This window comes from Halomonas sp. A29 (assembly GCF_046723295.1).
Taxonomy (GTDB): domain Bacteria; phylum Pseudomonadota; class Gammaproteobacteria; order Pseudomonadales; family Halomonadaceae; genus Halomonas.
Genome location: NZ_JAXQPR010000010.1, coordinates 135,867 through 146,885 on the forward strand (window position 1 = coordinate 135,867; position 11,019 = coordinate 146,885).

General features: G+C 65.6%; 8 protein-coding genes. 1 reads left to right on the forward strand and 7 read right to left on the reverse strand.

The genetic code is table 11. The features are described from left to right. Nucleotides 1–35: 35 nt before the first annotated feature. From SPH52_RS18900 to SPH52_RS18925, 6 genes are all read right to left on the reverse strand, one after another. The gene (locus tag SPH52_RS18900) at nucleotides 36–791 is read right to left on the reverse strand and encodes a response regulator (protein WP_411796603.1); all 756 of its coding nucleotides are present in this window, start codon (nucleotides 789–791) and stop codon (nucleotides 36–38) included. 33 nt (nucleotides 792–824) lie between these two features. After that, nucleotides 825–2,513: an ATP-binding protein gene (locus SPH52_RS18905; protein ID WP_411796604.1), complete on the reverse strand. Its 1,689-nt coding sequence runs from the start codon at nucleotides 2,511–2,513 to the stop codon at nucleotides 825–827. Between the two features lie 80 nt (nucleotides 2,514–2,593). Next, the gene (locus tag SPH52_RS18910; protein ID WP_411796605.1) at nucleotides 2,594–3,031 is read right to left on the reverse strand and encodes a septal ring lytic transglycosylase RlpA family protein; all 438 of its coding nucleotides are present in this window, start codon (nucleotides 3,029–3,031) and stop codon (nucleotides 2,594–2,596) included. 78 nt (nucleotides 3,032–3,109) lie between these two features. Then, on the reverse strand, nucleotides 3,110–4,570 hold the full coding sequence (locus SPH52_RS18915; RefSeq protein WP_411796606.1) for a sodium-dependent transporter: 1,461 nt from the start codon (nucleotides 4,568–4,570) through the stop codon (nucleotides 3,110–3,112). A 157-nt stretch (nucleotides 4,571–4,727) separates the two neighbouring features. Then, nucleotides 4,728–5,828 (reverse strand): 4-hydroxyphenylpyruvate dioxygenase, encoded by a 1,101-nt coding sequence (gene hppD / locus SPH52_RS18920; protein WP_411796607.1) that lies wholly within the window; start codon nucleotides 5,826–5,828, stop codon nucleotides 4,728–4,730. Between the two features lie 260 nt (nucleotides 5,829–6,088). Further along, nucleotides 6,089–6,697 (reverse strand): LysE/ArgO family amino acid transporter, encoded by a 609-nt coding sequence (locus SPH52_RS18925; protein WP_411796608.1) that lies wholly within the window; start codon nucleotides 6,695–6,697, stop codon nucleotides 6,089–6,091. A 94-nt stretch (nucleotides 6,698–6,791) separates the two neighbouring features. Between SPH52_RS18925 and SPH52_RS18930 the strand changes: the two genes are divergently transcribed. Continuing rightward, entirely contained in the window at nucleotides 6,792–7,724 is a 933-nt protein-coding gene (locus SPH52_RS18930) for a LysR family transcriptional regulator ArgP (protein ID WP_411796609.1), read from the forward strand. Between the two features lie 20 nt (nucleotides 7,725–7,744). On the opposite strand, the gene SPH52_RS18935 is transcribed toward SPH52_RS18930, so the two are convergent. Beyond that, nucleotides 7,745–8,050, reverse strand: a complete 306-nt coding sequence (locus tag SPH52_RS18935; RefSeq protein WP_411796610.1) for an MTH1187 family thiamine-binding protein — start codon at nucleotides 8,048–8,050, stop codon at nucleotides 7,745–7,747. Nucleotides 8,051–11,019 lie beyond the last annotated feature (2,969 nt).

Consider the following 11,019-nt stretch of genomic DNA (forward strand, 5'->3'; position numbering starts at 1 on the left):
AGTTCTTTGTGTGCATTTTGTCCATTATGTTCACGCTACTCTTCACACCACGCAGAGGCATCTCCCGCCAACCGATAGCGTCGTTCCGGCCGGCCCACATCACCATAGCCCAACTCGGCACCCACGACCTGCACCGAAACCAGAAACTCCAGGTAGCGCCGAGCAGTCGAGCGGCTGGCCCCCATGGCGCGGGCGACCTCCATTGCCGCCAGAGGCTTCCCTGCGCTATCCAGTGCCGCCACCACCGCACGCAGGGTGAGCCGATCGATACCCTTGGGCAGGCTGCGCGCGCCGCTGTTCGTCCCGCCTTCCGGCCGCAGCCGAGCCAATACTCGGTCGAGCTCCTCCTGGTTGAGTTCGCTGCGCGCCGCCAGCGCTTCGCGTTCACGCCGGAAGCGAGCCAGCATCTGGGCCATCCGAGCGGCCTCGACGGGCTTGATCAGGTAGTCGAAGATGCCACCGCGCAGCGCTTCGGAAATGGTATCCACCTCCCGCGCCGCCGTGATCATGACGATATCGATGTGCACGTGATCGCGGCGCAGTGCCCACAGTAGCTCGAGGCCCTCGACATCCGGCAGGTAAGCGTCGAGCAGCACCAACTGGACGTCGCTGGCATGGTGCGCCATCAGCTCGTGCGCCTCGGCTCCGCTGCGGGCCATGCCCACGACTCGGAAGCCTTGGCTCTGCTCGATGAAGGCGCGGTGGATCTCGGCAATCCGGAAGTCGTCCTCGACGATCAGGATGCCGTATTCGTCAGGCATCTGGCCCGGTTCGTACATCTCTTCCCTCATGGCGTGTTGCTCTTGTCGTTGTCGTTGTCATTGTCATTTGCCGGCGTCGAGCGGCTCTACCTCCCGACACAATGAGCGGTCGAGCACTACCGTGAAACAGGCGCCGCCCAGCTCGCTCTCTTCCAACGTGATGGCACCGCCGTGCTCCCGGCACAGCCGACTGACCAGCGCCAGGCCGATACCGCGATGTTTACCCGGCTTGGTCGAGAAACCCTCCTCGAAGATCGCCTCGACATGCTCCGGCGGCACCCCTGGGCCGTTGTCCTCCACCTCGACCAGCAACTGCTCGCCGAGATCGGTGAAGAACAGGCGCACCTGCCCGTCCTCCCCTCGCTCACGCACCGCATGGCAGGCATTGTCGATCAGGTTGCCGAGCACCGTCATCACGACCTCCTGGCCGGCCAGGGTCAGCGGTGCAGAGAGTGAACTCTGGTCGTCGATCTCGAGGTTGACGTTGAGCTCCCGCGCGCGGGTCAGCTTGCCAAGCAGGGTACCGCTGACCACAGGATCGGCCACGTGCTTCATGAGGAAGGTCATCTGCGCCTGCTGGCGCTCACTCTCCTGATGAATCAAGGCCAGGGCATCCTCGATTCTGCCGAGCTGGAGCATGCCCGAGATGGTATAGAGCTTGTTGGAGTATTCGTGGGCCTGGGCACGCAGCATGTCCACGTCACGGCTGGCGGCGCTCAGCGCATTGGAAAGATCGACGATCTCACGCCGACTGCGGAAGGTCGACACGGCCCCCTCGATCTCACCGGCGTGCAGGATCGGCACGCGGTTGACCACGATGGGATGGTCGCCGAGCCACATCTCCTGGTCGAACTGCCGCTCGCCACGCTCGAGGACTTCGGAAAGGCGCGAATTGGGCACCACCTCCTGGATCGGACGCCCCAGCACCTCCTCGGCCGGTGGCAGGCCGAGGAAGCGACGCGCTTGCTGGTTGACCAAGGTGATCAGCCCCTCGCGGTTGACCGCCAGAATTCCCTCATGGATCGACTGCAGGATGGCCTCCTTCTCCATGGCCAGGCGCGCGATCTCGTAAGGCTCGAGACCGAGGATCACCTTCTTCAAATGGCGCGAAAGAAAATAAGCCCCGGCGAAGCCGAACACGATCATCAACGCCACCAGCCACCAGCCCAGGCTGGTGTGTTCAATCACGTCCAGGGCCACCCGGTCGAGCATGAAACCCACCGAGACGATACCGATGATATTGCCCTCGGCATCGAATATCGGGGTCTTGCCGCGTACCGCCTCGCCCAGTGAGCCGGTAGCTTCGGAAACGTAGGATTCGCCATGCAGCAGCGCCCTCTCATTGTCACCGCCCACCATCGGTTGGCCGAGCCGTTCCGGCAATGGGTGGGAGTAGCGCAGGCTGTCGGTATTGCCCACCACCACGTAACGCGCTCCCGTCTCGCGGCGAATGCGCTCGGCGATGGGCTGGATCGTGGTGCTGGGGTCGGGGTCGTCGAAGGCGGCGATCAGCTCCGGGATGCTGGCCACACTGAGTGCCACGGCCAGTGCCCGCTCACCCATCTGATGGCTGATGATCTCGGCTTTGCGATGGTTGAGGTAAGCGCCCTGGGCCAGCAGCATGCCGGCCAGCAGGAAGCCGACCAGCAGCATCACCTGCAGGCGGAAGCTGCGCGTGAGCCAGCCGCGCCGCGAGCGGCCGCGGCGCAGGCGCTGGAGTTCGGCAATGGATTCGCTGCGGGGGGGAGACATGGGCTTACGCTCGGCGCTGGCGATGCCTCATTGTCGCATGGCTGGCCAGCCTAGACACGCCTGAGGCACGGCCAGCTTCCTCACTCGGGTGTTAGCCGCACGTTCACCACGCCCTGCCCGACCATATCGAGCTCTTCGGCGGCACGCCGCGAGAGATCGATGACACGACCGCGAACGAAGGGGCCACGATCGTTGACGCGCACCACCGTCTCGCGGCCATTGTCCAACCGGGTGACGCGTACCCGGGTACCGAACGGCAGGTTGCGATGGGCCGCCGTGAGCGAATTGCGGTCATGCGCTTCGCCACTGGCGGTACGGCGGCCGTGATAGCGGTCGGCATAGAAGGAGGCCTGCCCTTGCTCGCCGTTCCAGCCCGAAGGTGCCGATACCCGCTCGCCACTACGGCCCCCATCGCGTCCGGCACAGCCAGCGATCAAGAGCAGTGCCAGAAGCGTCAATGCGCCTCGCAGCAAGCGAGACGCAACCAGGCCGGTAGCGTAATTCGTGGGTGAGATCATCCTGTCATCTCGATGCAACGTCCTTAGCGGACCCGGCCCGACAATAACGGCTTGCCCCGGCCGGGGCAAGCCGTTCGCTCAGCCAGCCAGGGTACGCCGCAGCCGGGGGCTCACCAACTCCCCGATCAGCGTGACCAATGCCAGCACGCCAAGTATCCACGGCCAGTGCACTCCGAACTCCACGCGTGCGATGCCCAGCGCATCGACGAAGATCACCAGGATTCCCAGCGGGCTCACGTAGCGCACCATGAACAGCCACAGCGCATGCCAGTGCGGTGCCAGACCCAGCTCCTCGCGGAAGCTCTCGCTCTTCAGCACGAAGCCGGCCAGCAGGGCCATGCCCAGGCCACCCAGTGGCATCATCCAACGCGAGGTGAGGTAATCGAGCCAGTCGAAGAAGTGACGACCGGCCAACGTCCAGTCCGCGCCCAGGTTGAACGACAACATGGCCAGGGTGCTCACCAGCCACAACACGATGCCGGTACCCCAGGCCGCAGTGCGGCGGGAGATCCCCTTGTTATCCACCAGCCAGGAGACGGTGGCCTCGACCATTGAGATCGACGAGGTCAATGCCGCCATGGAGAGCATGACGAAGAACAGGATGCCGAACAATGTGCCCAACGGCATCGCCTGGAACGCCAGCGGCAGGCTCATGAACAGCAGGCCGGGCCCGCCCTCGGGGCTCATGCCATTGGCGAAGATGATGGGGAAGATCGCCAGGCCGGCCATCAACGCCACCAGGGTGTCGGCCACCGCCACGGTGAAGGTGGTGCGAACGATGGAGGCCCGCGCCGGCAGGTAGCTGCCGTAGGTCAGGATCGCACCGGAGGCCAGTGACAAGGTGAAGAACGCGTGCCCCAACGCCGCCAGCATGCCCTCGCTCGACAGGCTGCCGGTCTTGAACGAGAACAGGAAGCGCCACGCCTCGCCGAAGCCACCGGAGAACACCCCATAGCCGATCAGGATCAGCAGCATGACCACCATGCCCGGCATCATCCAGCTCACGCTCTTCTCGATGCCTGCCTGCACCCCCTTGCCCACGATCAGCATGGTCGCCAGCGTCACCAGGGTGCTCCAGAAGCCCAGGTTGAGCGGGCTCTCGTTGTTGGCGACGAAGATCGCCACCATATCGTCGACGCCGGTGCCCGCCAGCCCACCGGTCAGCATCTTCCACAGGTAGGAGAACGACCAGCCGGCCACCACCACGTAGAACGACAGGATCATGAAGCCGCACAGCATCGCCATCCAGCCCAGCAGCGACCAGGCCGAAGAGCGCCCGGACTCGGCCACCACCCGGCGTACGGCATCGATGGGACTGCCGCGGCCGCGCCGCCCGAAGGCGATCTCGGTCATCATCACCGGCACGCCCACTGCCAGGATACAAGCCAGGTAGACCAGCACGAAGGCGCCACCGCCGTGCTCGCCCGTCATGTAGGGGAACTTCCAGATATTGCCCAGGCCGACGGCGGAACCCGTCGCCGCCAGCACGAAGCCCCAGCGGCCTAGCCACTGAGCGCGAGGTTGTTGCTCGGTCGTCATTACGTCACCAGGGAAGTCGTTGTTATGAACTGACGCAGCAATATGCCCGGCACAATACCGACAATGCAACGACAATTTCTTGTATTTATTCACTAGAGCAGGGTTTGATCCTGCCATAGAAAAACGGCCTCACCCTGGAAGGTGAGGCCGCCGGCAATCAATCCGCCTTGAGGACGCCGCGGCGGATCTGATCCTCCTCGATCGACTCGAACAGGGCCTTGAAGTTGCCCTCGCCGAAGCCGTCATTACCCTTGCGCTGGATGATCTCGAAGAAAATCGGGCCGATCACGGTTTCGGTGAAGATCTGCAGCAGCACGCCCTCGCCTTCGCCACCGTCGATCAGCAGGCTCAGCTCGCGCAGATCCTCGACCTTCTCCTGGTGGTTGGGCACGCGCGCATCGACCTTTTCGTAGTAGGTGTCCGGCGTGGAGAGGAAGGTGACACCGTTGCTGCGCAGCGCACGCACCGTGGCGTAGATGTCGTCTGTTGCCATCGCCAGGTGCTGGATGCCCTCGCCATTGTACTCGCGCAGGAATTCGGCGATCTGGGAGGTATCGTCGGCCGACTCGTTGATGGGAATGTGCATCTTGCCGCAAGGCCCGGTCATGGCGCGAGAGTGCAGGCCGGTCTTCTTGCCCTTGATGTCGAAGTAGCGGTTCTCGCGGAAGTTGGCGATCTCGGTGTAGAAATCGGCCCAGACGTCCATCTGACCCCGGTCGACGTTATGGGTCAGGTGGTCGAGCACCTTCAAACCTACGCTGTTGTCGTTGCGCGAGCGGCCAGGAATCGGCTCGAAGTCGATGTCATAGATGGTGCGTCCTTCATCGTCGACCTTGTTGTCGACGAAGTAGAGCAGCGAGCCGCCGATACCGCGCACCGCGGGAATGCCCACCTCGCCGGGGCCGACCGGGTTCTCCATCGGCTCGGCGCCGTGCGCCACGGCATAGTCGAAGGCCTGCTTGGCGTCGGCTACCTTCCACGCCATGGCACAGGCGCTAGGGCCGTGTACACGAGCGAATTCGGCAGCATGGCTGTTCGGCTCGGCGTTGAGCACGAAGTTGACGTTCTCCTGCTGGAACAGGAAGACCTGCTTGGAGCGGTGCTTGCGGGTCTCGGTGAAACCCATGCGGTTGAACAGCGCGCGCAGCTCCTCGATGCCCTCCGCGCTAGGCGCGCTGTACTCGACGAACTCGAAGCCGTTGGTACCGATGGGGTTCTCTTGGCTGATCGGTGAGACGGTCTTGGCAGGTGCGTTCATGGTTCCTCCAGGGGGCTCATTGGCCTTGTTATGAAAGCTTGGCTACCGACTCGCGTAGCCAATTGCGTGCCTCCAGACTAGTGCCCCCTCGCGCCCGCCGGAACGCTCCTTTGTGGCCTAGAGTAAGGACACGAGGCACCTGCCTCTGCCCTTTTCGTAAGAAAAACCTTACAGCTGCGCAGATCGCTTGGAGTCGGTCTTCCCAGTGGTTCGTCAGCGTGACACGCCGTAAAGGTAGGTTTACAACCGACATCGATACTTCAGGGCATCATGGCGCCACTCGCCAACCTCCACGCCACCCAAGCCAGGATGAGGCCGATTACCAAATCGATAGCCCGCCACACCCGAGGATTGGCCAAGCGAGGGGCCAGCCAGCCGGCCGCAGCCGCCAGGCCGAAGAACCAGCCGAAAGAAGCCATGGCTGCACCGATGAAGAAACCCAGCGGACTCGGCTGCACCGCGCCAATGGCACCAAGCAGCACCACGGTTTCCAGATAGACCTGGGGATTGAGCAGGGTCACGGCCAGCGTCGCGGCCAGGGCAGCCTGCCACGACTGTACCCTACCGCCTCCCGCGGCTAACGCCTGCCCAGCGAAGGCCCGCCGGAACGCCAACCACGCCTGCCAGGCCAGGAAGGCGGCCCCAGCCCAGCGTGCCGCCTCCATCAGCTCTTCCTGCTGGGCAATCAGCACACCCAGGCCAAGCACGCCGATGCCCACCAGCAGCCAATCGCACAGTGCGCAAATCCCGGCCACCAGCCAGGCATGCTGGCGACGTAGGCTTTGCTGCAGTACGAAGGCGTTCTGAGCACCGATGGCAACGATCAGCCCTGCGCAAATCAGTAACCCATTGAGCCATGACATCCACATGTGACTTTCTCCTTGGCGAGACGCTGTCGCCAAGGCTAAGCTCAAGCAATTAATTAATGAAATGAATAAACCGACTGGGGGATAAGAAATACTGATGCTCGATTACAAGCTGCTCGAAGCGCTGGTGGCGGTGGTCGACCAGGGCGGCTTCGAGCGTGGCGCCCGCAATCTGGGCCTCACGCAGTCGGCGGTATCGCAGCGCATCAAGCTGCTCGAGGCGCGCCTGGGTCAACCAGTGCTGGTACGAAGCCCTCGCCTCGCCCCCACGCCGCTGGGCCGCAAGCTGCTCAACCATTCACAACAAGTGCGTCTGCTCGAGAGCGACCTGCTGGGCGAGGTGCCTGCACTCGGCAGTGACGAGCATCGCCTGCGCCTGGCGATCAATGCCGACAGCCTGGCGACCTGGTGGCCAGAGGCCATCGGCCGCTTCTGCGAGCAGAACCCCGTACTGTTCGAGCTGGTGGTGGAGGACCAGGAGGTGGCGCTGAAGCGCATGCGCGATGGCGACGTGGCCGGTTGTATCTGCGATTCACCGACCCCGGTTCAGGGTGCGCGCAGCCACGCCTTGGGCAGCATGCGCTATCGCGCCCTGGCCAGCCCCGCCTTCGTCGCGCGCCATTTTGCCAATGGGGTGACGCCGGAGGCGCTGCGCCGCGCGCCGGCCATCGTGTTCGGCCCCGACGACCGCCTGCAGCACCGCTACCTGGCCAAGCACGGCGTGGAGCCGCCCTTCCCCCATCACCTCTGCCCCTCGTCGGAAGGCTTCGTCGGCCTGGCGCTGGCGGGGCTCGGCTACGGCATGGTGCCGGAGCGCCAGGCCGAGCGGGAACTCAGCGAAGGTCGGCTACAGGAGATCGATCCCGGCCCCTACCTGGCCGACGGCCGTCTGGTCGACCTGTCGCCGGGCCATGTCATCGACGTGCCGCTTTACTGGCACCACTGGCGCCAGGGCGGCAAGATCCTCGATGCCCTTACCGATCACCTACTGCGGCTGGGCGATGCCTGGCTGGCGCCGCTGCCGACCTGAAGATGTTGTGTGATGACGGCTCAAGGGTTGCGCAATTTGTTCTCGACGCTCGACACCTTGTCGGCCATGGACTGCTCGCGGTCGGTGCGCGTACCCAGCTTGATGGTGGTGGTGATGCGCGGTGCGCCCATCTCGTGCACCACCTCGTGACAGCGCTTGACCACCGCCATCACCTCGTCCCACGGCCCCTCGATGTTGGTGCCGTAGGCGTGCATGTGGTGCTCGAGGCCGGACGCCTCAATCACCCGCTGGCAGGCAGCAATCTGCGGCGAGACCGATACCCCAACACCCAGCGGGACGACGCAGAGATCGATGATAACGTGCATGGTACTTCTCCCTATGAGCTGCGACCTTCAGGAGGTCGCCGGCTCGCTGACATGAATGCCGAACAGGCTGGCCTCGCCGACGCTGCGCCCCACCGTCTCCGGCGGCGTGACGCGGCCGTCGCGCACCATCACGTGACCGCCCTGCCCCTGGGCGCCGCCGATCACGCTGCCCACCAGATAGGTGGGGAAGATGTCGGGGTCGTTCTCGTAGTTGGGGTTGTGGATCAGGCCGATCATCTGGAAGCGCCCGCGGGTGTTGCGCAGCGACTCCAGCGAGTCCTGGATCAGGCGGCGGTGCGAGAGCTTGGAGAACAGGCCGTCGAGCAGGATCACGCTCTCGCGGCTGGTACGGGCGCGGCGGCGGTGGTGCCCCGGCAGTTCGCGCAGCTCGCGCTCGATGGCGAACTCCGACAGCTTGACCAGCCACATCAGCGACACCGCCTCGCGCTGCCCTTCCGACATCTCCTCGTTGAGCGAGAACAGCCGCCCATGCGGGCGAATGGCGTCGTGCTTGAGGCGGATCGCCACGTCGTGGAACAGGCCGCGATAGATGCGCCGACGAATCTGGCGCAGCAGGTCGTCATCCCGACGACGCGCCTCGCCATCGACCATGCCGCCGTCACGCTCGGCGCGGCGGCGCATGGCCGCCTGATGCTCGTCGATGTCGGCCAGCAGCGTGGCGATCAAGTCGCGCAACTGGTCGGGGCCGATCAGCGAGGCCTTGACCTCGAAGAAGGCGCCGCCCTCGCCGCTGCTCTTGGCCACGCGCTTGAGGATGTCGAGGTTTCCGGCGGCATCCGAGATGATCGAACTGAGCCGCTCCACCAGGGTTCCCTCGATCTGCTCGCGGGAGGCATGTAGCCGCTCGACCCGCACTCGATGCTCGTCGAGCTGGCCGGCAAGCTGGTCGTGCAGCCGCGAGAGGTCGTCCAGGGCCTCGGCGCTGGCGTGCGTCAGGCCTGCCAATCGAGCACGCTCGGTGTCGCTGAACAGCCGGCTGTGCGCCGCCTCGGCGAGTGCCTCGGCCAGCTTGCGCTCGCCGGTCTCGACCTGGCGCGCCTGACGCTCGCGGTTGCGCGCCCGCTCGCCCAGGTTGAGCTCGCCCAAGGCATCGACCAGAGTCTGCTGACAGGTTTCCAGCGCTTCGACGTCGAGCTCACCCTGTTCGNAGGTTGAGCTCGCCCAAGGCATCGACCAGAGTCTGCTGACAGGTTTCCAGCGCTTCGACGTCGAGCTCACCCTGTTCGTTCTTCCCACCGACCATGGCACGCCAGGCGTCGAGCGCTTCATTGCGCACCTCGAGCTCAGCCGTGTCGCCGGGCCAGCGGCTGGCCTCATCGAGATCGACCAGCGCCGCCAGGCGTCGCGGCCAGCCTTCGGGCAGCTCGCGCAGTACCCGCAGCCACTCCACGGCCAGTTGGTCGACGCAGGCCAGCGCGCGGCGCTGCTCGGCCAGGCGCGCCTCCAGCACATCACGCTCTGCCGAAAGCGTCTTGCGCTTGTCGCGCAGCTCGCCGAGCTCACGCTTGACCCGGGCGATCTCGCGCTCGAGCTTCTGGCTGCCGCCGCCGGCATCGCGCACTTCCAGATAGGCGCGAATACGCGTGAAATCGAAGTCGGCGCGCCGGGTCGCCCGCGACTGTGACGCTTCCAGTTCGGCCTGCACCTCACCGGCGCTGGCCATGAAGTCGACGCCTCCATCGGCCTCGAAGCGCGCCAGGGCACGCAGGCGATCACGCTCGCCGTCGCTGAAGATACCGCGCAGTTGGGCCTCGGTCTCGACGACTTTTCGTGCAAGCGCCTCCTTCTCTTCTTCGGCGCTGGCCAGCCTGACCGTCGCCTCGGCCAGGTGACGCTCGAGTTCGGCGAGGCGCGTCTCCAACGCCTGGAGCCGCTCAACGCCGCCGGCGTCGCTGACCTGTTCGGCGGCAAGCCAAGTCGGCCCGTGCGCCTCCCGCTCGCGGGCGGCCCGCTCGCGCTGGGGCGTAAGCTCGGCCAGCGCAGTCTCGGCCTCGAGCCGCGCCTCGGCGGCTTCCTGCTGGGCAATCTCGCCACCCTCCTGCAGGTAGCGCTGATAGTCGTCGATACAGGACAACGCGGTGTCGCTCAGCCGCGGGGCCAGCTCGGCCTCACGTTCGGCCAGCGCCGCCTGCTGCTCAGCCACTGCCTCCAGCGCCACCTCGACGTCCGCCTCGTCGGCTTCACGTGCGCGCAGCGCCAGGTTGAATGTGTCTCCATGGGGATCAAGTCGCTCGCACTCGATGGTCAGCGCCTTCTGTCGCTCACGGTCGGCGGTAAGCCGCTTCTCGGTGGCCTCGCGCAGCGCCTCAAGGTAGCGGGGGTCCAGCGCGGCCTTGACCGCCAAAGTTTCCACCCCGGCCACGGCGCCCAGCGGCGGCTCGCCACGGGCCAGCAAGTCGGCAAGCGCCTCGGCCTCGAACACCGGCACCGCCAGGCCTGCCTCTATCAGCGCGGCGGCGGCGGACTCGGCCGCCTCGCGCCCCGCCACTACCGGGGCGAACAGCACACCGGCGGCCTGCACCAGCCATTCGCGGCGTTGCTCGGGGGTATGCGTCTCGACGTTGAGCACCGCATGCAGTGGCTGCCAGGCGATGCCGGCATCGTCCAGGTGGCGATGGGCCTCGGCCTCAACCACGCGCCGCTCCAGCGGGTCGCCCGAGAGACTTTCCAGGTAGCGTTCGCGGGCGGCGATATCGGCTTCCAGCGTCTCCGCTTCCCGCAGCAATCGCGGGTAGCGGCGCCGGGCATCGGCCAGCCACTTCTCCGGCGCCAACTCGCTGCGCTCGGCGAAGTCGAGCCGCGCCCGGTGCAGCGCGCGCAGGCGGCTCTCTTCCTCCGCCAGCCGCTGGCGCTCATTGGCCAGTTCGCGCTCACGCTCACGCAGTCGCACACGCAGATGGACCGGCTCATCGTCACCGTGCAGCTCGCCATAGCGGCGCGCCGCTTCG

Bases quoted from the DNA above. Each gene is read 5' to 3' on its own strand.
- SPH52_RS18925 (WP_411796608.1), bottom strand. From the start codon at position 6,697: ATGTGGATGTCATGGCTCAATGGGTTACTGATTTGCGCAGGGCTGATC.
- SPH52_RS18905 (WP_411796604.1), bottom strand. From the start codon at position 2,513: ATGTCTCCCCCCCGCAGCGAATCCATTGCCGAACTCCAGCGCCTGCGC.
- hppD (WP_411796607.1), bottom strand. From the start codon at position 5,828: ATGAACGCACCTGCCAAGACCGTCTCACCGATCAGCCAAGAGAACCCC.
- SPH52_RS18935 (WP_411796610.1), bottom strand. From the start codon at position 8,050: ATGCACGTTATCATCGATCTCTGCGTCGTCCCGCTGGGTGTTGGGGTA.
- SPH52_RS18910 (WP_411796605.1), bottom strand. From the start codon at position 3,031: ATGATCTCACCCACGAATTACGCTACCGGCCTGGTTGCGTCTCGCTTG.
- SPH52_RS18930 (WP_411796609.1), top strand. From the start codon at position 6,792: ATGCTCGATTACAAGCTGCTCGAAGCGCTGGTGGCGGTGGTCGACCAG.
- SPH52_RS18900 (WP_411796603.1), bottom strand. From the start codon at position 791: ATGAGGGAAGAGATGTACGAACCGGGCCAGATGCCTGACGAATACGGC.
- SPH52_RS18915 (WP_411796606.1), bottom strand. From the start codon at position 4,570: ATGACGACCGAGCAACAACCTCGCGCTCAGTGGCTAGGCCGCTGGGGC.